Source organism: Rhizobium sp. FG96 (genome assembly GCF_057808655.1).
This window is the reverse complement of record NZ_JBMDIL010000006.1, coordinates 84,086-105,027: the sequence shown is the minus strand read 5'-3', so window position 1 is coordinate 105,027 and position 20,942 is coordinate 84,086. Positions and strand designations below refer to the sequence as shown.

Here is a 20,942-nt window from a genome sequence, read left to right as displayed (position 1 = left end):
CGGCGCTGGGGATGATGCTGTGAAAATCGCCTGCACTCTTGCAGTCCGGGCGATTTAGATGGAAGAAACGTCGGATAACAATAATCAAAGGAAGGCTTGGCCATGGAAGGCGTAACCGTCATCGATCATCCGCTCGTCCAGCACAAACTGACGATCATGCGGCGCAAGGAGACATCGACGGGCAGCTTCCGCCGGTTGCTGCGCGAAATCTCGACGCTGCTCTGCTACGAGGTCACCCGCGATCTCGAGCTGACGATGGAGACCATCGAAACGCCGCTGCAGACGATCCAGTCCCCGGTCCTTGAAGGCAAGAAGCTGGTTTTCGCCTCGATCCTGCGCGCCGGCAACGGCCTGCTCGAAGGCATGCTCGATCTCGTGCCCTCGGCGCGCGTTTCGCATATCGGCGTCTATCGCGATCACGAGACGCTGCAGCCGGTCGAGTATTTCTTCAAGGCGCCCGAAGATATTTCCGAGCGTCTGATTATCGTCGTCGATCCGATGCTGGCCACGGGTAATTCGGCGATCGCGGCAATCGACAAGCTGAAGGAGCGTGGTGCGCGCAATATCCGCTTCCTCTGCCTGCTCGCGGCGCCGGAAGGCCTGAAGAATTTCCGCGCGGAACATCCCGATGTGCCGGTCTTTACCGCGTCGATCGACAGCCATCTGAACGAGCAGGGCTACATCATGCCCGGCCTCGGCGATGCCGGCGACCGCATGTACGGGACGAAGTAACGTCAATTTCCGATTTACCAAATCGGTGCACAAACATGGCCCGGATCCGCGATCCGGGCCATTTGCGTTTCGGCGTTAGCAACTTGTCAGCAATTATGGCGTAGCAGCTTGAGAATGAGGCCTCGCATGATGCGCGGTTTATGCAGGAAGGATTTCTGTTTCATGCTCATGCGTACAGTCATTTTCGCGAGCATTGCCGCGGCTCTGGCGACCCAGGTGCCCTCGCTGTTTCTGGCGATGAGCCCGCAGCCGGCCGATACCCCCGTTTCCGCAAATTACGTTTCCGCCGCACCCGATCAGGCTGCAGCGCCCTCGCCCATCGCAGGCAGCGGCAGCATGCGCCTGCAGGCTGACGCCCAGGGCCATTTCAACGGCGACTTCAAGATCAACGGCAAGCCTGTTCAGGGCATGATCGACACGGGCGCGACCTATGTGGCACTCAACGAAAGCCTTGCCCGCCGTCTCGGCTATGGCGGCAATCAGCTCGACTTCCGCTATGCGGTCAACACAGCGAACGGCCAGACCAAGGCCGCCCATGTCACGCTCGATCGCATGGAGATCGGCGGCATCCGGGTTCAGGGCGTCGAAGCCTTCGTTCTCCGTGATGATGCCCTGTCGCAGACGCTTGTCGGCATGAGCTTCCTGAAGAAGCTCGACTCCTATTCCGTCGCCGACGGCGCGCTCAGCCTCAAGCAGTAAGATCAGACGCGGCCAGATATGACCGGTGGCAGCTTCGGCTTGTCGCCGGATATCTTGTAATTCGCGATTATCGCAGCCGCGGCCCGCTCTGCCGCCGCATCGTCGGCGGCGTGGACGAAGGCGATCGGCTGGCCCTTTTCCACCTGCGTGCCGAGTGGCAGCAGGCCGGAGAAGCCGACGCGATGGTCGATCCTGTCGGATGGATGCCGCCGCCCGCCGCCGAGATCGATGACGGCCATGCCGGCCTCTCTCGCATCACAGCTTGCCAGCCAGCCGCTCTCCGGCGCCAACACCGGCTTCTGCACCGGCGCGGCCTTCAGATATCTGGCGGGGCTTTCGACGAAATCCGCCGGGCCGCCCAGCATCGAGACCATTCGTGCAAAGGTTTCCATCGCGTGGCCTGAGGAGAGCGCCTGGCGGGCGCTCACTTCACCATCCGCAAGCGACGCCGCAACGCCGCTCCCGACCAGCATCTCCGCAGCAAAGGCCAGCACGATTGCTTCCAGCCGTGTGCCGGCCTTCTTGCCGGACAGAAAATCAAGGCAGTTCCAGATCTCGACCGCATTGCCGGCAGCGTCCGCCAGCGGCTCGTTCATATCGGTCAGCAGCGCCGAGGTCTTCACGCCGGCCCCATTGGCCACTTCGACCAGCGAGCTCGCGAGCGTCTTCGCCTCATCGGCATCCGTAAGGAAAGCGCCGCTGCCGGTCTTTACGTCGAGGATCAGCGTCTGCAATCCGGCGGCAAGCTTTTTAGACAGAATGGAAGCCGTGATGAGCGGGACGGAGTCCACGGTCGCGGTCACATCGCGCACGGCGTAGAGCTTGCCATCGGCAGGGGCTAGCGCGCCCGTCTGGCCGATGATGGCGCAACCGGCTTCCTTCACCACCTTGCGGAACAGGGCGGCATCCGGGGTGATCAGATAGCCTGATATGGATTCCAGCTTATCCAGCGTGCCGCCGGTATGACCGAGCCCGCGGCCCGAGATCATCGGCACGGCAAGGCCACAGGCCGCCGCGATCGGGGCCAGCATCAGTGAGACGTTGTCGCCAACGCCGCCGGTCGAATGCTTGTCGGCAATGGGGCGGTCGATGCCTTCCCAAGTCAGCATATCGCCGGAATTCGCCATGGCCAGCGTCAGCGCCACCGTCTCGGCCCGGGTCATCCCCTTGAACCAGACGGCCATGGCAAAGGCGCCGATCTGCCCCTCGGACAGATGCCCCTTTGCCAGCGCCGTGACGAAGGCTTCGATCTCTCCGGAAGAGAGCGTCTCGCCGTTTCGCTTTCGCCGGATGATCTCCTGCGGGATCATGCTCAGTAGCTCGAGGCCTTGGCGGGCGCGGGCTGCGTGCCGCTGAGGACCGCCAGGATATCGTCCAGGACGCCGGAGGCACCGAAGCGGAAGGTCGAGGGCATCGGCCAATCCGGGGTCATGATGGTTTCGGCCAGGCTGAGATAAAGCCCGGCATCCGCAACGGAGCTGATGCCGCCAGCCGGTTTGAAGCCGACCTTTCGGCCGCTCTGGCGGATGGCACGGATCATGATATCGGCGGCCTCGAGCGTGGCATTGACCGAGACCTTACCGGTGGAGGTCTTGATGAAATCCGCACCGGCTTCGATCGCAAGCTCTGAGGCGCGGCGGATAAGCGTGGGATCCTTGATCTCGCCGGTTTCGAGGATGACCTTCAGCAGCGTACCGCTGCCGCATTCGGCGCGGATGGCGGAAACCATGTCGGTCACGGCCTTCTCATTGCCCGCCAGGAACTTGCGGTAGGGAATGACCAGGTCGATCTCGTCAGCGCCGTCGGCGATCGCTTCGCGGGTTTCGGCCGCGACATCGGCGATTTCCATATCGCCCGACGGGAAGTTGACGACAGTTGCGATCCTGACCTTGTGGCCCTTGCCAAGGACAGTGCGGGCGCGGGCGACGAAACGCGGCCAGATGCAGATTGCGGCGCTGTTTCCGAAGGGCGTCTGGGCCCGTTCGCAGAGCGCATCGATCTGCGCTTCGGTGCAATCGTCCTTGAGGTTCGTCAGATCGAGCAGGGAGAGCGCGACTGCCGCCGTCTCCTTGTGCGTGTGATTAGTCATTGTTGCTTCCTCCACCCGCGACCATTTCCTTGAGGATGGCTGCGAGACGCGCGCCGCCAACGGGCGCCATGTCTTTCGTTTCGTCGTGGCTGAGTTCGGCACCGGTCATGCCGGCCCCATAATTGGTGATTACCGAGGCTGCTGCAACCCTGAGGCCCAACATTCGGGCAATGATCACTTCCGGCACCGTCGACATGCCGACGGCATCGGCGCCGAGAATGCGCGCCATGCGGATTTCGGCCGGTGTCTCGAAGCTCGGGCCGGAGAACCACATGTAGACCCCGTACGACAGCTTGATCCCGAGTTTCTCGGCGGCCTTGCGCATGGCGACGGTGAGATCGGTATCATAGGCATTGGTCATGCCGACGAAGCGATGGTCGCTCTCCTCGCCGATCAGCGGGTTCATGCCGGAATAGTTGATGTGGTCGGTGATCTGCATCACCGAACCCGGCGGCATTTCCTCGCGCAGGGATCCAGCCGAATTGGTCAGGAACAGAGACTGGACGCCGAGGCCCTTCAGAACCTCGATCGGCAGGCGCATGGCATTGGCATCGCCCTTTTCATAGAAGTGCACGCGGCCCGAGAGCATGATGACGGGTACGCCGCCGAGACGGCCGGCAACGACCTCGCCCGCATGGCCGGATACGGCGCTCACCGGAAAGCCGGGCAGATCCTTGTAGGCAACGCGAACCGGGTTCTCCAGCTCGCTGACGAGCGAGCCGAGGCCGGACCCGAGAATGATCCCATGGCGCGGCACGAGCCCACCGAGCTTGCCGACGAGCAGGTCGATCGCCGCGTTCATCCGAGTTCGGTCTCGAAGCTGAAGGGCAGAAGCTCTTCCATGGTCATGGTCTTCTTCACGCCCACCTCGTCACAGAGATAGATCTTGGTGTCCTTCGAAGCGAATTCCGAGATCTTCTGGCGGCAGCCGCCACAGGGCGGGCAAAGCGGCAGCTTCTCGGCAATGACGGCCATCTCGACGATCTTCTTGGCGCCGCCCATGATCATGGCGCTGATCGCCGTCGGTTCGGCGCACCAGCCCTGCGGGAAGGAGAGGTTCTCGATATTGGCGCCAGTATAAACCTTGCCATCCTCGGCGCGGATGGCCGCGCCGACGGGGAATTTCGAATAGGGCGCATGGGCGAAAGCCATGGCGCCGCGCGCGGCCTCGAACAGGTCGTGGGACATGGATCAACGTTCCTTCGTATAGGGCACGCCGCCGGCCTTCGGCGGGATTGCTACGCCGATGAAACCGGCCAACAGCACGCAGGTGAGGACGTAGGGCAGCGCCTGGAAGATCTGCACCGGCACTTCGCCGATCAACGGTACCTGCTTTCCCTGCATGAAGTTTGCCAGCGCATCGAGAAAGCCGAAGAGCAGGCATGCGAACATGACGGGCACCGGCTTCCACTTGGCGAAGACGAGCGCAGCGAGCGCGATATAGCCCTTGCCGGCCGACATGTCCTTGATGAAGGCCGCCGACTGGGCGATCGCCAGATAGGTGCCGGAGAAACCGCAGAGGATGCCGGCGCACATGACGGCGCGGTAGCGCAGCCAGGTGACCGAGATACCGGCAGTATCGACCGCACCCGGATTTTCTCCGACTGCGCGCAGGCGAAGACCGAAGCGCGTGCGGTAGAGGATCCACCAGGAGAGCGGCACCGCCACGAAAGCGAGATAGGTCAGGATGTTGTTGCCCGAAATCACATTCGCATAGAGCGGACCGATGACGGGAACTTCGCGCATCGCATCGGCGCCCGGCAGGATGATCGGCGAGAAGCGCGCCTCGCCCGCAAGCTGCGGCGTGCGCCCGCCCTGGCCGAACCAGGCCTGGCCGAGCACGATGGTGATACCGGCAATGAAGAAGTTGATGGCGACGCCCGAAATGATCTGGTTGCCGCGATTGGTGATCGAGGCAAAGCCATGGACCAGGCTGAGCGCCACCGAGCAGAGGATGCCGGCAACGAGGCCGAGCCAGGCGGAATCGGTGACATAGGCGACGCAGGCGGCGGCAAAGGCCGAGCCCAGCATCTTGCCCTCAAGGCCGATATCGAAGACGCCTGCACGTTCGGAGAACAAGCCGGCAAGCGCGGTGAAGATCAGCGGTATCGACAGACGGATCGTCGAGCTGAGAACGCTGATGAAGATGTCATAATAATCCATCGCTCGCCCTCACTTGCCCGTTAGCCGCTGATAGATGTGAACCATCGCCGGGCGGAACATGTATTCCAAAGCACCGGCAAAGAGGATGACGAGACCCTGGATGACCAGGATCATCTCACGGGTGATGTTCGGCATCTCGAAGGAGATCCAGTCGCCGCCCTGATAGAGGACACCGAAGAGGATCGCGGCGAAGATGATGCCGAGCGGATGATTGCGGCCCATCAGCGAGACGGCGATGCCGACGAAGCCGGCGCCACCGACGAATTCGACCTGCAGGCGGGCAGACGCACCCATGACCGGGTTCAGTGCCATCATGCCGGCCAGTGCGCCCGAGAGCAGCATGGCGATCATGACCGTGCGGGCATAGGGAATGCCGGCGTAAGCGGCAGCCGTCGGGCTGACGCCGAGCGTACGCATTTCAAAGCCGAGCTTGGTACGCCAGATCAGCAGCCAGACGAGCCAGGCGACGACAAGCGCGATGATGAAGGAGACGTTGAACGGCGCAGCACCGAGCTTACCGCCGAAGATCTCCATGATCCATCCGAGCTTCGGCAGCTGGCCGCCATCAAGGAAGGTGCGCGTTTCCGGCGCCATCTTGCCCGGGACGATCAGCACATGCACCAGAAGATACACCATCAGCGCCGCGCCGATGTAGTTGAACATGATCGTGGTGATGACGATGTGGCTGCCGCGCTTGGCCTGAAGGTAGGCCGGGACGAAGGCCCAGGCGGCGCCGAAGATGCCTGCGCCGAGGACGGCGATCGGCATCGTCACATACCAGGGCACGTAATTGTCCAGCGCCAGCGCCACCAGCGCGCAGCCGAGACCGCCGAGATAGGCCTGACCTTCCGAGCCGATATTGAACAGGCCCGCATGGATGGCGACGGCGACCGAGAGGCCGGTGAAGATGAAGCTCGTGGCGTAAAACAGCGTGAAGCCGATGCCTTCGCCGCTGCCGAAAGCGCCTTCGATCAGCAGGGAGAGCGCATCAAGCGGGCTCTCGCCGATCAGCCAGACGACGAAGCCGGAGATGAGGAAAGCGACGAGAAGGTTCAGGAACGGAATGAGGCCGTAATTGATCCATCGCGGTAGGGGTACGGAAGCAGTGCTCATTCAGGCCTCACGCGGCAATGCCGGCCATCATCAGGCCGAGGGTCTGTTCACCGGCATCGGGCGTCTTCTCGCCGACGACATGGCCGGCAAACATGACAAGGATACGGTCGGAAAGGGCACGGATTTCATCGAGTTCGACGGAGACGAGCAGGATCGCCTTGCCCGCGTCGCGCATCTCGATGATCCGGCGGTGAATGAATTCGATGGCGCCGATATCGACGCCACGGGTCGGCTGACCGATGATCAGGGCCGACGGATCACGCTCGATCTCACGGGCGACGACGATCTTCTGCTGGTTACCACCGGAGAAGTTCGCAGTCTTCAGGCGCGGGTTCGGCGGGCGGATGTCGTATTTCTCGATCTTCTCCATGGCATCCTTACGGATGGCATCGAGATCGAGCAGCGGGCCTTTGCTGTAGGCCGGCTTGCGGTGATAGCCGAGGACCGAGTTCTCATATTCCTCGAATTTCAGGACCAGCCCCATGTGATGGCGGTCTTCGGGAATATGAGCGAGACCGAGTTCGCGCAGGCGCGCGGGATCGGCCTTGTCGATCGGCTGGCCGTCGAGCAGGATTTCGCCGGATGCCGGCTTGCGAATGCCGGCGATGGCTTCGAGCAGTTCCGACTGGCCGTTACCGGCAACGCCGGCAATGCCGACGATCTCGCCGCCCCGGACATCGAAGGAGACGTTGTCGACCATGGTGACACCGCGGTTGTCCTTCACCGTCAGGTTCTTGACCGACAGGATGACTTTGCCCGGATTGGATTCGCCCTTCTGGACGCGCAGCAGAACGCGGCGGCCGACCATCAGCTCGGCGAGTTCTTCGACCGTCGTCTCGGCCGTCTTGCGGGTCGCCACCATTTCGCCGCGGCGCATGACCGATACCGTATCGGTGATCGCCATGATCTCGCGCAGCTTGTGGGTGATGAGGATGACCGTCTTGCCCTGATCGCGCAGCACCTTGAGGATGCGGAACAGGTGATCGGCTTCGGCCGGGGTCAAAACGCCCGTCGGCTCGTCGAGGATCAAGATCTCGGCCCCACGATACATGGCCTTCAGGATTTCGACGCGCTGCTGCAGGCCGACCGGAAGCTGCTCGATGAGCGCGTCAGGATTGACCTCCAGGCCGTATTCCTTTTCCAGGCGCTTCAGCTCGGCGCGGGCAGAAGCCACGCCCTTGGCGAGCAGCGCGCCGCCTTCGGCGCCGAGCATGATGTTCTCAAGCACCGTGAAATTGTCGACCAGCATGAAGTGCTGGTGCACCATGCCGATACCGGCGGCAATCGCCGTCTGGCTGTCGCGGATCGAGATCGGCGTGCCATTGACGCGGATTTCGCCGGCGTCGGCGTGATAAAAGCCGTAGATGATCGACATCAAAGTCGACTTACCGGCACCGTTTTCGCCGATGATGCCATGGATCGAGCCCTTGGCGACGGTAAGGTTGATGTCCTTGTTTGCGTGGACGGCACCGAATTTCTTATCGATGCCCACGAGTTCGATTGCGGGCGTGTCTGTCACAGCAGGCTCCAAATAAGAAAAGGGCGTATGGCGGTGAAATCAACACGCCATACGCCCATCTCAATCGCGGATCACTTCGGGCAAGCGTTGTCCGACGTGTAGTCGTGAACCTTGATGGTTCCTGCGATGATGTCAGCCTTTGCCTTGTCGACAGCAGCCTGCATTTCCGGCGTGATCAGCGACTTGTTGTTTTCGTCGATCGCAGCGGCAACGCCGTCTTCCTTGACGCCGAGAGCCTGGACGCCACCGGTGAACTTGTCGTTCTTGGTGTCGGAATAAGCGTTGTAGACGGCGAGGTCGACGCGCTTGACCATCGAGGTCAGGACCGAGCCCGGATGCAGGTAGTTCTGGTTGGAGTCGACGCCGATCGACAGCTTCTTGTTGTCGGCAGCTGTCTGGAGAACGCCGAGACCGGTCGCGCCAGCTGCCGCGTAAACGACGTCAGCGCCCTGATCGATCTGGTTCTTGGTGAGCTCACCGCCGCGAACCGGGTCGTTCCAGGCAGCGCCGGTCGTGCCGGTCATGTTCTGGAACACTTCAACGTCGGCCTTGACCGAGCGAGCGCCCTGCTCATAGCCGCATTCGAACTTGCGGATCAGCGGAATGTCCATGCCGCCAACGAAGCCGACCTTGCCGGTCTTCGATGCCATGCCGGCGAGAACGCCGACGAGAAAGGAGCCTTCTTCTTCCTTATAGACGACCGAACGGACATTCGGCTTGTCGACGACGGCGTCAACGATGATGAACTTGGTGTCCGGGAATTCAGCAGCAACCTTTTCGACCGCCGAGGTCCAGGCGAAGGAGACGGCAACAACCGGGTTGAAGCCACGGCTTGCGAAGTTGCGGATAGCCTGCTCGCCCTGCGTATCGCCGGTCGGCTCGAAATCGCGATAAGCGATACCGGTTTCCTTCTTGAACTTTTCAGCGCCATTGTAGGCAGCTTCGTTGAAGGACTTATCGAACTTTCCGCCGGTGCCGTAAACGAGAGCCGGCTTGATGTCAGCGGCGAGCGCCGTCGTGGACATCGCGGCCACGGCCAGGAGAGAAAGGAGGGTTTTTTTCATGAGTTGCAGCCCTGTTGTTGCTATTTGTTAGGGGTCCTCCCGCAAGCCTTCTGCGAGGCATGTCTGCGGAACCACCGGCCTCCCCCCGGAGGCCTGGCTTCGCGCATCCTTGCATGGCTGAATGAAAATTTCACGAGAAATTTTTCGGGTGGTAAAAATTTGCCGGGGATGCCGAAAATCAGGTCAATCAGGCTGATTTCTGCGCAAAAGCCGCTACGAAACTGCTTTTTCGGTGATCAGGCCGTGAAGCGGCCTGCAACCGGGGGCTTCTTATATCCGACCATCCAGAGCAGCAGCGCAAGCACCAGAAACACCCCGAAAGCGGGCTGCAGCATCAGCCACTGGAAGATGAAAGCGTAGAAGCGCGGGTGGATATAATAAGCGGTTGCGGACTGCAGCGCCAAAAGCGAGGCGGGGCTGACATCCTGCCAGGCATCGCCCATCGGCGTCATCACCACAGCGGAGGCCGCAACGGACTGGATGGAATCGATCGTCCCCGCGATCACCGCAACGGCAAGCGCGACAAGACTACTCAAACGCAACAAGAAACGCATAAAACCCTCCGGCGCACCCGATGCCGAAAACCCCGGCCAGCCACGCCATTTTCCGCCCTCAAGGCCACGATAAGTCCGTGTCCTGGAAAGCGCAATGCATGACGCGGGCGGAGTTTTATCCGAAGAAGTCAAAAATCTGTTAGATTTAGGTTGATCCTCGAAAATTCATCGGTATATATCGCGCCGTTCCAACGATTTGCGTCCACTGACGCCAATCAAAAAGCAGGACAGGTGGCCGAGTGGTTTAAGGCGCACGCCTGGAACGCGTGTGTACGTGAAAGCGTACCGTGGGTTCGAATCCCACCTTGTCCGCCATTTTTCTTTTTCCCGACATTGCCATGCCTCGCGGTTGCGGCGCCACACGACAGATTGCCTGTCGAGCCACAGATTTTCTAGAATTTACGCTGGCTCGTTAGCACCTTATTCAACCAATGAGAGCATATTCCCTGCGTTGCGGTGGGGAACTCAACTTCATGACTATATTCGGCGAGTCCAAGCTGGGACGGATTGGCTATGCAATCCTGCTGGTCCTCATGTTCTGCTTCGATTTCGCCAAAGACCCGATCGAGCGCTTCATCATGGCTCAGCATGACCAAGCCGCACGCGAGCTCATGGCGCCTCGGCCGGTTAGCGATACTGCGGTTGGTGCGAAACGACCGGCCGGCAACGGCAAGAACATGCCGCTGATGTTTCCAGGGCAGGAGAAAGCTCTGAACGACCTCGTTGCTTCCGGCCGCAAGCCGACGCCGGAGGACATGGAGAAACTGCGAGCCGCTACGGCTGCCGGCGCGATGAGCATGATTCTGGGCGGCGGCGCCTCGGTCGATCGCCGAGCGGCGGACCTTGCGGCACGCCGGTCGATGTTCGAAACGCTTCACTTCATTTCGGTGATCGCGATGACGGCCGTAACCGTCATCGGTCTCCTTTACATGGTATCGAGCAGGATTCGGCACATCGGCTGGCCGCAATATGTGATGCTGGTGCCGCTTGCGCCCGTCTTCATCCCGAAATTCGTGGCGATCCCGCTTCCTGACATTGCGATCCAAGGGATCGCGATATTCTTCTACGCCGTGCTCCTGGTTCTGGCGTTTATTCCGGGAGACGGCCCGCGCCCTTCCGATCGCTACCCGATGGGAGCCAGAGCGCCTGTACCTGCCAAGCGCAAGCCGGGGCAGTTCGGCAGGCTCGGCACGGAATAACTACCGCTCCTCCCCCTCCCAGCCGAACACGCTGCGACCGCCCCATTCCGGCGAATTCCTAAATTCGCCGGCAACGATCTCCTTGAGATCGGGGCCCGTGACATAGCGCTCCAGCTGGCGGGACTGATCGTCGAGGCGTTTGAGGGCCTGAAGCTCTTCCTCGCGCCCGAGGCGGCCTTTCTGGACCGCCGACTTCATCACCTTGATGGTTTCGTCGTAAACCTTCAGCGGCACGGGGAATGGATGGCGGTCCTTGCCGCCGTGGGCGATCGAGAAACGGGCGGGGTCGGAGAAGCGGTAGGGCGCGCCGTGGACGACCTCGGCGACCATGGCGAGCGCTTGCACCGTGCGGGCGCCGACACCGGGGACGAGGAGAAGCTGCTCGAAATCTTCAGGGCCACGATCCGCCGCGGCCGCCAGATTGCCGTGCAGACGCTTCATGTTGACGTCCTTTTCGCGGACATCGTGATGGGCGGGCATGATCAGGTGCGGCAGGAGCATCTGGTCGGGCAGCGGCGCAGGCTTTCTCGTGTCAAGCGCCAGTGCTGCGGCTTCGCGGACGATGCGGTCGGGGCCGAGCGTTGCGAGGAGATCGAGCTGTCCGGCGCGGGAGCGCTCGGCACGTCTGTCGGCGAGGTTGACGATGTTGCCCTGCGTGCGGCCTTCGATCGCCGCATGCGGCGAGTTCACGAAGCTCTCCAGGCCCTCGGACAGCCAGTGATAGCGGCGGGCCTGCCTGTTGTCGCCGTTCATGCCTTGCTGAACCACCACCCATTTGCCGTCGTCGGTGACGATGAAGCCGTGGAGGTAGAGGTCGAAGCCATCCTGGAGGGCGGCGCTATCAACCTTGGCGACGAGGCGGCTTGCCTGCGCCAGCGCAATGCCGTCGATGCCGACGCGGTTGCCGATCGCGGCCAGCTCGTCCGGCGTGCGCCGCGACTGGGCGCCGCGGCCGCCGCAGACATGCAGGCCGAGCTCGCCCGAGAGCGGCGTCAGGCCGCGCTTCAGCGCGCCGAGAACACTGGTGGTGATGCCCGAGGAATGCCAGTCCATGCCCATGACGGCGCCGAAGGACTGGAACCAGAAAGGGTGCGCCAGACGGCGCAGGAATTCGTCGCGGCCGTAGTGATGGACGATCGCTTCGGTGACCAGGGCACCGAGCTTCGTCATCCGGTCGCCCAGCCATTTGGGAACCCTGCCGCCATGCAGGGGAAGATCGGCGCTGCCTGCTCTTTGAGCCATGGACGCAATTATAGCTGCGTCGCGCAGCCGAAGGAATCCGGTGCATCAAAAAGAAAACGCCGGCTGCAAGCAGCCGGCGCCCTTGGGAGGAAAACCCTTTTAGCCTCAGGCAGCAGCCGAAGCCGAACCCGACAGCGGAACTTCCGAGATCGTCTTCAGAACCTGCGAAGCGATCTGGTAGGGGTCGCCCTGAGAGTTCGGGCGGCGATCTTCCAGGTAGCCCTTGTAGTCGTTCTTGACGAAGGAGTGCGGAACGCGGATCGAAGCACCACGGTCGGCAACGCCGTAGGAGAACTTGTTCCACGGAGCCGTTTCGTGCTTGCCGGTGAGGCGCTTGTCGTTATCAGGACCGTAGACAGCGATATGAGCGTCGAGGTTCTTTTCGAACTGCGCCATCAGGGCTTCGAAGTAAGCCTTGCCGCCGACTTCGCGCATGTACTTGGTCGAGAAGTTGCAGTGCATGCCCGAGCCGTTCCAGTCGGTGTCGCCGAGCGGCTTGCAGTGATATTCGATGTCAATGCCGTACTTTTCAGTCAGGCGCTGCAGCAGGTAGCGTGCCATCCAGATCTGGTCGGCAGCCTTCTTGGAGCCCTTGCCGAAAATCTGGAATTCCCACTGACCCTTGGCCACTTCGGCATTGATGCCTTCATGGTTGATGCCGGCAGCGAGGCACTGGTCGAGATGCTCTTCGACGATTTCGCGGGCAACCGGGCCAACGTTGGACGAGCCGACGCCGCAGTAATACGGACCCTGCGGAGCCGGGTAGCCCTGCTCCGGGAAGCCGAGCGGACGGCCGTTTTCGTAGAAGAAGTATTCCTGCTCGAAGCCGAACCATGCATCTTCGTCGTCGAGGATGGTCGCGCGGCTGTTGGAAGCGTGCGGGGTAACGCCGTCGGGCATCATGACTTCGCACATGACGAGAACGCCGTTCGTGCGTGCCGGATCCGGATAAACTGCGACCGGCTTCAGGACGCAATCAGAGCTGCGGCCTTCGGCCTGCATCGTGGACGAACCATCGAAGCCCCAGAGCGGGAGCTGCTCGAGCGTCGGAAACGCGTCGAATTCCTTGATCTGCGTCTTGCCGCGCAGGTTCGGTACAGGAGTGTACCCATCGAGCCAGATGTACTCGAGCTTATACTTTGTCATTGGCCAGTCTCTCAAACGTGTGCGTGTCACAAATCCTGAGGGTGCGTTTCACCAGCGGATGCACACTAACAAGCACGTAGCGTGCCAGTTCGAAATCCGCCCTTCAGGGTGCGTCAAAACGCGCAGGCAGGGCGCCGGCGAGACTGGACGTTAACTTTCAATGAAAGCGGGGGGTTAGGCGGGAACTGGCGGACGATGGCTGCGTTTTTCTTTCAAAGGCCCAAACGCCTGAAAAAGATGCAGGAGCCACAGAAGTTTTCACGCATTTTATCAACTGCTTACGAAGCCCACAATAATTGCCTATATTTTGAGCCATTTGCGCAAATCATGGGCAATCTGTTATTATCACTGCCCGGATGACCGGTACGCATAGATAATGGAAGGCGATAGGATGCCGACAAGTTTTCAAGGCGAATCCGCAAAGATCTACCAGTTCCCCGTCAAGTTCCGCCGTCCCGGCGAGCGCTTTTGCGCGAAGGATCCGCTCGCGATCGATCCCAACATCTGCGATGCGGCTTTCGACAGCTGGTATCACCAGGATGCGATCCGTGAAGAGGAAGAAGACAAGCGCAAGCCGCACGCCTGATCACATCAGACGAACACTTCCTGATCGACGCGATCTTCCGCGCCGAAGAATTTCAGATAGCGCTCGACCTCGGCCGGCTCACCTGTAGCCTTTTGCGGATTGTCTGAGAGCTTGACTGCAGGGCGGCCATTGGCGTCGCTGACCTTGCAGACGACGGAGATCGGGTTCAGCCCGGAGATTTCGGTCGGTGCGCAACCGGCGAAATCATTCGTCAAGTTGGTTCCCCAGCCGAAGCTCATGCGGACCCGTCCCTCGAAATGCTTGTAGGTGTCGATGATCGCGTCGACATCCAGCCCATCCGAGAAGATCAGAAGCTTCTGGCGCGGATCGCGACCCATCTTCTTCCACCACTCGATGATCTTCTCACCGCCCTCGACCGGCGGCGCGCTGTCCGGACGGAAGCCGGTCCAGTCGGCAACCCATTCCGGCGCGTCGCGCAGGAAAGCCGTGGTGCCGAAGGCATCCGGCAGGACGATCAGCAGGTTGCCGCCATAGAGGCGGTTCCAATCGCGCAGAACCTTGTAGGGTGCCTTGGCAAGGTCGTCATCGGTGTGCGCCAGCGCTGCGGCGACCATCGGCAGTTCGTGGGCGTTGGTGCCGACGGCTTCCAGATCGGAGTCCATGGCGAGCAAAACGTTGCTGGTGCCGGTAAAAGCCGGGCCGATGCCTTCCTTCAGCGCCTCGACGCACCAGCGTTGCCACAGGAAGCTGTGACGGCGGCGCGTGCCGAAATCGGAAATCCTGAGACCCGGGAGTTCCTTCAGTCGCTCGACCTTGGTCCACATCCTGGCCTTGGCACGGGCATAGAGAACATCGAGCGTGAAGGGACCGAGCGCCTTCATCGCCGAGCGCGAGCGCAGCTCATTGATGATCGCCAGCGCCGGGATTTCCCACATCGTCGTCTCCTTCCAGGAGCCGTGAAAATCCAGAACGTATTGGCCATCCTTCTTGGAGAGCTCGTATTCCGGCAGCTGGAAATGCGAAAACCAGGCGAGGAATTCAGGCTCGAAGATCTGGGCGCGGCCATAGAAGCTGTTACCGGCGAGCCAGATCATTTCCTTCTTGGAGAGACGCAGCGTGCGCGCGTGGTCCAGTTGCTCGCGCAGTTCACCCTCGTCGATCTCCTCGGCGAGCAGCACGCGCTTGGTCCGGTTGATCAGCGTGAAGGTTGCGTTGACGTCGGGATAGAGCTTCCAGATCATCTGCAGCATCAGAAGCTTGTAGAAGTCCGTATCGATCAGGCTGCGGACGATCGGGTCCAGCTTCCAGGCGTGATTGTAAACGCGTCTTGCGATATCGGTCTTGGCCATGCTCCACCCCATGCATACCGGCCGGGTGCGCGGCACATGACGGCCGGTCCTGTGCGTCTTCTTATCGAAAAATCATACGGTAAAGTCCAGCGCAAATACAAAGCCCTGCCGCGGGAAGCGGCAGGGCCTTTGATGATCGCCTGGACCCAATACCCCATTACTGCGCAGAGGGCGCTGCCGGTGTTGCCGGGGTCGCAGGGCGGGCGTTGCCAGCGGGAGCCGAATTGTTCGGCGTCTCGGTCGGTACGCCATTGCCATTCTGCAGCGACGGGGCTGCCGGTGGCGCCGGCTGCTCAGACTGCAATTCCTGGCCGGGCTGCTGCGGCGCAACCTCGCTGGCCTCACGCTTGCCCCAGATCTCCACCGGGATCCAGACAATGAAGGCGAGCACGAGGGCGACGATCAGAACCGTCAGAATACGCTTGCCGGTACGGCCCTGCTTGGCCTTGACCGGAGAAATCTGCTCTTCTTCATGAAGCTTGCCATCGGATTTTTCCCAGCGGGTTTCCATCTGATGCGCCATGCCTGTCTCCTTCCGATTTCTGGGCAGCCGCGATGCGGTCTGCTGCAGAGCCTACGGAAGAACAACGAAAAGAGGCTGCGAAGGTTCCCGGCCGGTCAGTAACCGGCGGTGCGATCGACCAGGAACTGCAGGGGCTCGCCGCGCTCGAAGCGGGCGATCTGCTGCTCGACATGGCGGAAGAGCGCATTTTCCTCTGAAATCGCCGCGTCATGGGGGGTGATGAAGACGCTGTCGAGACCCCAGAGCGGATCGTCGGCGGGCAACGGCTCCACCTCGAAGACATCGAGCGAGGCGCCGCCAAGGATGCCGCCTTCGACTGCCGAAACGATATCGGATTGAACCTGGCTTTTGCCGCGCCCGGCATTGATGAAGACGGGCTTGCCGAGGGCACCGCCCTGGCGGAGCTTGCCGAACAGGCTGGCATTGTAGAAGCCGGTCGTCTCCGGCGTCAGCGGCAGCAGGCCAACGAGGATATCGGTCTTCGACAGGAAGAGATCGAGGCCTGCGGCATCGAAGGTTTCGACGTCTTCCAGTTCCTTCCTCGTGCGCGACCAGCCGATAACGTTGAAGCCCATGACCTTGAGCTTGCGCACGGCGTCCTGGCCGAGCACGCCGAGGCCCATGACGCCGACGGTGATTTCGGCGGCTTCCGGAGGCGCCATCTTGCCCCAGATTCGATCGCGCTGATGCTGGTCGTGGCCGCGCTGATCGCGCAGGTGCATGAGGCACTGCATGACCACCCATTCGCTCATCCGCACCGTCAGGCTGCGATCGACGAAGCGGACGATCGGCACATCGGGCAGGCCCGGCAGCGTCATGATGCTGTCGACGCCGGCGCCGCCGGAAAAGATGATCTTCAGGTTCGGTGCGCGGTCGAAGAGATCAGCGTCCGGCTTCCAGAGCAGCGCGTATTCGCAGGCACTGAGATCCCTGCCCTTGGTCTCGGGATCGGCGAGATTGATGCTGCCGCGATCCGCAAAGGCGGTCTTCAGGATGCGGGCGATGCCCTCAGGATTGAACTTGAGATCGACGAGAACGGGCGGCCTTGCGGACATGGTCTTCTTTACTGCTGCACGGCAGGCGTCGGCACTGCCTCGATGTTGAACGCGGCGGCCATCAGCGCCTTGGTGTAATCGTCCTTCGGCGTGCTGAAGATCTCGGCCGAAGGCCCCTGCTCCACCACCTTGCCGAAGCGCATGACGATGACATCGTTGGCGAGCGCTTTGACGACCTTCAGGTCATGGCTGATGAAGAGATAGGCGAGATCATGCTTCTTCTGCAGATCGCGAAGGAGATCGACGACCTGCGCCTGGACGCTCATGTCGAGCGCCGAGGTCGGCTCGTCGAGCATGACGAAGCGCGGCTTCAGCACCATGGCGCGGGCGATCGCAATGCGCTGCCGCTGACCGCCGGAAAATTCATGCGGGTAGCGCCAGCGGGTCAGCGGATCGAGACCGACTTCCTCCAGCGCCCAGCAGACGCGCTGGTCACGCTCCTCGTGCGTGAGCGAGCGCTCATGTACCTTCAGGCCCTCAGCGATGATATCGCCGACCGACATGCGCGGGCTGAGCGATCCATAGGGGTCCTGGAAGACGACCTGCAGCTGGTTGCGCAGCGGCCGCATCTGCGTGAACGAATAGCTCGCTATATCCTTACCGACGAAGCTGATGCGGCCCTTCGACGAGATCAGTCGCGTCAGCGCCAATCCAAGCGTCGTCTTGCCGGAGCCGGATTCGCCGACGACGCCGAGTGTCTGTCCGGCGCGCAGCGACAGATCGATGCCATCGACCGCCTTTACGTGATCGACGACCTGGCGCATCAGCCCGGCCTTGATCGGGAACCAGACGCGGACATGGTTGCCTTCGATGACGACAGGCTTCGAGGGATCGGCGAGCGGCGGCTCGCCGCGCGGCTCGGAGGCCAGCAGATGGCGGGTATAATCGTGCTGCGGCCGGGTGAAGACTTCCTCGACCGTGCCGGTCTCGACGATCTTGCCCTTGGTCATGACGCAGACGCGGTCGGCAAATTTGCGGACGATGCCGAGATCGTGGGTGATGAAGAGCATGGACATGCCATGCTCGCCTTTCAGCTGGCGCAGCAGCTCCAGGATCTGCGCCTGAACGGTGACATCAAGCGCCGTCGTCGGCTCGTCGGCGATCAGCAGCTCCGGACGGTTGGCGAGCGCCATGGCGATCATGACGCGCTGACGCTGGCCGCCGGACAGTTCATGCGGATAGGCCTTCAGGCGTTTCTCCGGTTCGCGGATGCCGACCTGATTGAGGAGCTCGAGCACGCGCTTTCGGGCGGCGGCACCGGTTACACCCTGATGCAGATCGAGGATTTCGGCGATCTGCTTCTCGATCGAGTGGAGCGGATTGAGCGATGTCATCGGCTCCTGGAAGATCATCGTGATGTCGTTGCCGCGCACCTGGCGCAGCTCCTTGTCCGATGCCTTCAAGAGGTCTTTACCCTTGAACAGGATCTGGCCCGTCGGGTGGCTCGCCGAGGGATAGGGAAGCAGCCGCAGGATGGAGTTGGCCGAGACGGATTTGCCGGAGCCGGACTCGCCGACCAGCGCCACGACTTCCCCCTTGCGGATCTCAAAGGAAATGCGATCCACAGCCAGCGATGTTTCGCCGCCCTGATGAAAGGCGACGGACAAATCCTTGACCGAGAGGAGGGTTTCGGAGCTCTCACTCATTGAAAGGTCTTTCTTGGATCGAAGGCATCGCGCACCGCCTCGCCGATAAAGATCAGCAGCGAGAGCATGATCGACATGGCAAAGAAGGCAGTGAGCCCGAGCCACGGCGCCTGCAGATTGGATTTGCCCTGCGCGATCATCTCACCCAGCGACGGCGAGCCGGGCGGCATACCGAAGCCGAGGAAGTCCAGCGAGGTCAGCGTGGTGATCGAGCCCGAAAGAATGAAAGGCAGGAAGGTCAGCGTCGCGACCATGGCGTTCGGCAGCAGGTGGCGCCACATGATGGTGCGGTTGTTGACTCCAAGCGCGCGGGCGGCGCGGACATACTCGAAGTTTCTGGCGCGCAGGAATTCGGCGCGCACGACGCCGACGAAGCCGACCCAGGAGAACAAGAGCATGATGCCGAGCAACACGAAGAAGCCCGGCGGCAGGATCGCGGCGATGATCAGCAGGATGTAGAGAACCGGCATCGACGACCAGATCTCGATGAAGCGCTGCAACAGCAGATCAGTCCAACCGCCGAAATAGCCCTGGACCGCACCGGCCGTCACCCCGACGATCGCCGAGCAGATCGTCAGCGCCAGACCGAAGAGGACGGAGATGCGGAAGCCATAGATGACGCGGGCCAGCACATCGCGGGCCTGATCGTCGGTGCCGAGCCAGTTCAGATTGCCGTAATTGCAATTCGGATCGTTGACGCCCTGCGGATAGCCGGCGCAGCGCTCTTCGGCGCTCATCAGCCAGAAGGGCGGCGTCGGCGCCGAGCGCGGGATGTTGGAATTGACCGAGCGGTAGGAATAATGGATCGGCGGCCAGATCATCCAGCCATTGGCATTGATTTCGTCGGCGATGACATCAGAGCGATAGTCCGTCTCCGCCAGGAAGCCGCCGAATTTCTCTTCCGGGTAATCGATGACGACGGGGAAGAGGATCTCGCCCTTGTAGGACGCGATGATCGGCTTGTCATTGGCGATCAGTTCGGCAAACAGGGTCAGCACGAAGAGGATCATGAACAGCCAGAACGACCAATAGCCGCGCCGGTTCGCCTTGAAATTCCGCCAGCGGCGGACGTTCGTCGGCGACAGAAGGCCCTTGCGCGGCGGCTTGACGGGCGTCGCCGTCGCGGGATTTGCAGCGGTATCCATCAGACATCCCTCCGCTCGAAGTCGATGCGGGGATCGATCCAGGTGTAGATCAGGTCCGAGATCAGGCTGACGAAGAGGCCGAGCAGCGAGAAGATGTAGAGCGTCGCAAAGACGATCGGGTAATCGCGGTTGACGACCGAGAGATAGCCGAGGCGGCCGAGGCCATCGAGCGAGAAGATATTCTCGATCAGCAGCGATCCGGTGAAGAAGGCCGAGATGAAGGCGCCGGGGAAGCCGGCGATGATGATCAGCATGGCGTTGCGGAAGACGTGACCATAGAGCACCTGGCGTTCATTCAAGCCCTTGGCGCGCGCCGTCGTCACATACTGCTTCTTGATCTCCTCGATGAAGGAATTCTTCGTCAGCAGCGTCGTCGTGGCAAAAGCGGCGAGCGAGAGCGAGATCAGCGGCAGCGTCAGATGCCAGAAATAATCGAGCGGCTTCTGCCACCAGGCGAGCTGGTCAAAATTATCCGAGACCAGGCCGCGCAGCGGGAACCAGTCATAGAAGGAGCCGCCGGCGAAGAGAACGATCAACAGGATACCGAACAGGAAGCTTGGAACTGCATAGCCGACAATGATCACACCCGACGTCCAGACATCGAAGGTCGAGCCGTCCTTGACCGCCTTGCGGATGCCGAGCGGAATCGAGATCACGTAGGAAAAGATCATGATCCAGACGCCGAGCGAAATCGAGACCGGCAGCTTATCCTTGATCAGGTCGAGAACCGAGGTGTTGCGGAAGAAGCTCTCGCCGAAATCGAAGCGGATGTAGTTCCACATCATCTCGCCGAAGCGAGTGAGCGGTGGCTTGTCGAAGCCGAACTGCTTTTCGAGCTTGGCGATCAATTCCGGATCGAGGCCCTGGGCGCCGCGATATTTCGAGCCTTCATCACCGCCCTGCCCCAGCAGATCTCCACCACCGCCGGAAAGGCGCTGGTCGGCGCTGTCGGCCTGGCCGGTCAACTGGGCGATCACCTGCTCGACCGGGCCGCCGGGCGCAAACTGGATGACGGTGAAGGAAATCGCCATGATGCCGACGATCGTCGGTATCATCAGAAGCAGGCGGCGAAGGATATAGGCTCCCATCAGCGCGCGGCCTTCCAGGTCTTGAATTTCGCCGGGATGCGCATCCTGTCAGAAGTCGTCAATCCATAA

21 protein-coding genes and 1 tRNA gene are annotated in these 20,942 nt (G+C 61.4%); 5 read left to right on the top strand and 17 right to left on the bottom strand.

Annotation, left to right across the window (positions count from 1 at the left end; genetic code table 11):
- Positions 1-102 precede the first annotated feature (102 nt).
- Positions 103-732: a uracil phosphoribosyltransferase gene (upp, locus tag ACODR6_RS13515; RefSeq protein WP_203429799.1), complete on the top strand. Its 630-nt coding sequence runs from the start codon at positions 103-105 to the stop codon at positions 730-732.
- A gap of 126 nt (positions 733-858) precedes the next feature.
- A complete protein-coding gene (locus tag ACODR6_RS13510) occupies positions 859-1,431 on the top strand; it encodes a TIGR02281 family clan AA aspartic protease (protein WP_112714064.1) in 573 nt (190 codons plus the stop codon).
- Positions 1,432-1,433: 2 nt separating this feature from the next.
- Here the strand turns inward: ACODR6_RS13510 and deoA are convergent, their stop codons facing one another.
- The 9 genes from deoA to ACODR6_RS13465 form a co-directional block, all read right to left on the bottom strand.
- The gene (deoA, locus tag ACODR6_RS13505; RefSeq protein ID WP_489022646.1) at positions 1,434-2,741 is read right to left on the bottom strand and encodes a thymidine phosphorylase; all 1,308 of its coding nucleotides are present in this window, start codon (positions 2,739-2,741) and stop codon (positions 1,434-1,436) included.
- 2 nt (positions 2,742-2,743) lie between these two features.
- Positions 2,744-3,520 (bottom strand): deoxyribose-phosphate aldolase, encoded by a 777-nt coding sequence (gene deoC / locus ACODR6_RS13500; RefSeq protein ID WP_489022645.1) that lies wholly within the window; start codon positions 3,518-3,520, stop codon positions 2,744-2,746.
- Positions 3,513-4,322 (bottom strand): purine-nucleoside phosphorylase, encoded by an 810-nt coding sequence (locus tag ACODR6_RS13495; RefSeq protein ID WP_489022644.1) that lies wholly within the window; start codon positions 4,320-4,322, stop codon positions 3,513-3,515. The genes deoC and ACODR6_RS13495 overlap by 8 nt, the downstream gene beginning before the upstream one ends.
- The gene (locus ACODR6_RS13490) at positions 4,319-4,708 is read right to left on the bottom strand and encodes a cytidine deaminase (protein ID WP_037130908.1); all 390 of its coding nucleotides are present in this window, start codon (positions 4,706-4,708) and stop codon (positions 4,319-4,321) included. The genes ACODR6_RS13495 and ACODR6_RS13490 overlap by 4 nt, the downstream gene beginning before the upstream one ends.
- A gap of 3 nt (positions 4,709-4,711) precedes the next feature.
- On the bottom strand, positions 4,712-5,683 hold the full coding sequence (locus ACODR6_RS13485; RefSeq protein ID WP_112714072.1) for an ABC transporter permease: 972 nt from the start codon (positions 5,681-5,683) through the stop codon (positions 4,712-4,714).
- Between the two features lie 9 nt (positions 5,684-5,692).
- On the bottom strand, positions 5,693-6,796 hold the full coding sequence (locus ACODR6_RS13480; RefSeq protein WP_112714074.1) for an ABC transporter permease: 1,104 nt from the start codon (positions 6,794-6,796) through the stop codon (positions 5,693-5,695).
- A 7-nt stretch (positions 6,797-6,803) separates the two neighbouring features.
- Positions 6,804-8,315, bottom strand: coding sequence for an ABC transporter ATP-binding protein (locus tag ACODR6_RS13475; protein ID WP_112714076.1), 1,512 nt, complete (start codon positions 8,313-8,315; stop codon positions 6,804-6,806).
- A 71-nt stretch (positions 8,316-8,386) separates the two neighbouring features.
- Positions 8,387-9,379 (bottom strand): BMP family lipoprotein, encoded by a 993-nt coding sequence (locus tag ACODR6_RS13470; protein WP_130279344.1) that lies wholly within the window; start codon positions 9,377-9,379, stop codon positions 8,387-8,389.
- 236 nt (positions 9,380-9,615) lie between these two features.
- Positions 9,616-9,933, bottom strand: coding sequence for a hypothetical protein (locus ACODR6_RS13465; protein ID WP_112714080.1), 318 nt, complete (start codon positions 9,931-9,933; stop codon positions 9,616-9,618).
- A 225-nt stretch (positions 9,934-10,158) separates the two neighbouring features.
- On the opposite strand from ACODR6_RS13465, the gene ACODR6_RS13460 reads away from it, so the two are divergent.
- Both ACODR6_RS13460 and ACODR6_RS13455 read left to right on the top strand, forming a co-directional pair.
- Positions 10,159-10,248 (top strand) — tRNA-Ser (locus ACODR6_RS13460).
- A 158-nt stretch (positions 10,249-10,406) separates the two neighbouring features.
- Positions 10,407-11,132 (top strand): hypothetical protein, encoded by a 726-nt coding sequence (locus ACODR6_RS13455; RefSeq protein WP_489022643.1) that lies wholly within the window; start codon positions 10,407-10,409, stop codon positions 11,130-11,132.
- Here ACODR6_RS13455 and ACODR6_RS13450 read toward each other — a convergent pair whose 3' ends face one another.
- Positions 11,133-12,374: a DUF763 domain-containing protein gene (locus ACODR6_RS13450; protein ID WP_489022642.1), complete on the bottom strand. Its 1,242-nt coding sequence runs from the start codon at positions 12,372-12,374 to the stop codon at positions 11,133-11,135.
- Between the two features lie 105 nt (positions 12,375-12,479).
- Positions 12,480-13,520: a glutamine synthetase beta-grasp domain-containing protein gene (locus ACODR6_RS13445; protein ID WP_112714086.1), complete on the bottom strand. Its 1,041-nt coding sequence runs from the start codon at positions 13,518-13,520 to the stop codon at positions 12,480-12,482.
- Between the two features lie 391 nt (positions 13,521-13,911).
- Here ACODR6_RS13445 and ACODR6_RS13440 point away from each other — a divergent pair, with 391 nt between their 5' ends.
- A complete protein-coding gene (locus ACODR6_RS13440) occupies positions 13,912-14,106 on the top strand; it encodes a DUF2735 domain-containing protein (RefSeq protein ID WP_489022641.1) in 195 nt (64 codons plus the stop codon).
- Positions 14,107-14,111: 5 nt separating this feature from the next.
- On the opposite strand, the gene pncB is transcribed toward ACODR6_RS13440, so the two are convergent.
- The 6 genes from pncB to ACODR6_RS13410 form a co-directional block, all read right to left on the bottom strand.
- Positions 14,112-15,416 (bottom strand): nicotinate phosphoribosyltransferase, encoded by a 1,305-nt coding sequence (pncB, locus tag ACODR6_RS13435; RefSeq protein WP_489022640.1) that lies wholly within the window; start codon positions 15,414-15,416, stop codon positions 14,112-14,114.
- Between the two features lie 157 nt (positions 15,417-15,573).
- Positions 15,574-15,939 carry a flagellar basal body-associated FliL family protein gene (locus ACODR6_RS13430; RefSeq protein WP_489022639.1) on the bottom strand — a complete coding sequence of 122 codons (366 nt, stop codon included), beginning with the start codon at positions 15,937-15,939 and terminating at the stop codon, positions 15,574-15,576.
- Positions 15,940-16,034: 95 nt separating this feature from the next.
- A complete protein-coding gene (locus ACODR6_RS13425) occupies positions 16,035-16,994 on the bottom strand; it encodes a 2-hydroxyacid dehydrogenase (protein WP_489022638.1) in 960 nt (319 codons plus the stop codon).
- An 8-nt stretch (positions 16,995-17,002) separates the two neighbouring features.
- Positions 17,003-18,640: an ABC transporter ATP-binding protein gene (locus ACODR6_RS13420; RefSeq protein WP_489022637.1), complete on the bottom strand. Its 1,638-nt coding sequence runs from the start codon at positions 18,638-18,640 to the stop codon at positions 17,003-17,005.
- Positions 18,637-19,785 carry an ABC transporter permease gene (locus ACODR6_RS13415; protein WP_489022636.1) on the bottom strand — a complete coding sequence of 383 codons (1,149 nt, stop codon included), beginning with the start codon at positions 19,783-19,785 and terminating at the stop codon, positions 18,637-18,639. The genes ACODR6_RS13420 and ACODR6_RS13415 overlap by 4 nt, the downstream gene beginning before the upstream one ends.
- Positions 19,785-20,873, bottom strand: coding sequence for a microcin C ABC transporter permease YejB (locus ACODR6_RS13410; protein WP_130279349.1), 1,089 nt, complete (start codon positions 20,871-20,873; stop codon positions 19,785-19,787). Before ACODR6_RS13410 ends, ACODR6_RS13415 begins: the two co-directional genes overlap by 1 nt.
- Positions 20,874-20,942 lie beyond the last annotated feature (69 nt).

What these genes read in the sequence shown, in the direction of transcription:
- upp (WP_203429799.1), top strand. Translation starts at nt 103, where the DNA reads ATGGAAGGCGTAACCGTCATCGATCATCCGCTCGTCCAGCACAAACTG.
- ACODR6_RS13510 (WP_112714064.1), top strand. Translation starts at nt 859, where the DNA reads ATGATGCGCGGTTTATGCAGGAAGGATTTCTGTTTCATGCTCATGCGT.
- deoA (WP_489022646.1), bottom strand. Translation starts at nt 2,741, where the DNA reads ATGATCCCGCAGGAGATCATCCGGCGAAAGCGAAACGGCGAGACGCTC.
- deoC (WP_489022645.1), bottom strand. Translation starts at nt 3,520, where the DNA reads ATGACTAATCACACGCACAAGGAGACGGCGGCAGTCGCGCTCTCCCTG.
- ACODR6_RS13495 (WP_489022644.1), bottom strand. Translation starts at nt 4,322, where the DNA reads ATGAACGCGGCGATCGACCTGCTCGTCGGCAAGCTCGGTGGGCTCGTG.
- ACODR6_RS13490 (WP_037130908.1), bottom strand. Translation starts at nt 4,708, where the DNA reads ATGTCCCACGACCTGTTCGAGGCCGCGCGCGGCGCCATGGCTTTCGCC.
- ACODR6_RS13485 (WP_112714072.1), bottom strand. Translation starts at nt 5,683, where the DNA reads ATGGATTATTATGACATCTTCATCAGCGTTCTCAGCTCGACGATCCGT.
- ACODR6_RS13480 (WP_112714074.1), bottom strand. Translation starts at nt 6,796, where the DNA reads ATGAGCACTGCTTCCGTACCCCTACCGCGATGGATCAATTACGGCCTC.
- ACODR6_RS13470 (WP_130279344.1), bottom strand. Translation starts at nt 9,379, where the DNA reads ATGAAAAAAACCCTCCTTTCTCTCCTGGCCGTGGCCGCGATGTCCACG.
- ACODR6_RS13465 (WP_112714080.1), bottom strand. Translation starts at nt 9,933, where the DNA reads ATGCGTTTCTTGTTGCGTTTGAGTAGTCTTGTCGCGCTTGCCGTTGCG.
- ACODR6_RS13455 (WP_489022643.1), top strand. Translation starts at nt 10,407, where the DNA reads ATGACTATATTCGGCGAGTCCAAGCTGGGACGGATTGGCTATGCAATC.
- ACODR6_RS13450 (WP_489022642.1), bottom strand. Translation starts at nt 12,374, where the DNA reads ATGGCTCAAAGAGCAGGCAGCGCCGATCTTCCCCTGCATGGCGGCAGG.
- ACODR6_RS13445 (WP_112714086.1), bottom strand. Translation starts at nt 13,520, where the DNA reads ATGACAAAGTATAAGCTCGAGTACATCTGGCTCGATGGGTACACTCCT.
- ACODR6_RS13440 (WP_489022641.1), top strand. Translation starts at nt 13,912, where the DNA reads ATGCCGACAAGTTTTCAAGGCGAATCCGCAAAGATCTACCAGTTCCCC.
- pncB (WP_489022640.1), bottom strand. Translation starts at nt 15,416, where the DNA reads ATGGCCAAGACCGATATCGCAAGACGCGTTTACAATCACGCCTGGAAG.
- ACODR6_RS13430 (WP_489022639.1), bottom strand. Translation starts at nt 15,939, where the DNA reads ATGGCGCATCAGATGGAAACCCGCTGGGAAAAATCCGATGGCAAGCTT.
- ACODR6_RS13425 (WP_489022638.1), bottom strand. Translation starts at nt 16,994, where the DNA reads ATGTCCGCAAGGCCGCCCGTTCTCGTCGATCTCAAGTTCAATCCTGAG.
- ACODR6_RS13420 (WP_489022637.1), bottom strand. Translation starts at nt 18,640, where the DNA reads ATGAGTGAGAGCTCCGAAACCCTCCTCTCGGTCAAGGATTTGTCCGTC.
- ACODR6_RS13415 (WP_489022636.1), bottom strand. Translation starts at nt 19,785, where the DNA reads ATGGATACCGCTGCAAATCCCGCGACGGCGACGCCCGTCAAGCCGCCG.
- ACODR6_RS13410 (WP_130279349.1), bottom strand. Translation starts at nt 20,873, where the DNA reads ATGGGAGCCTATATCCTTCGCCGCCTGCTTCTGATGATACCGACGATC.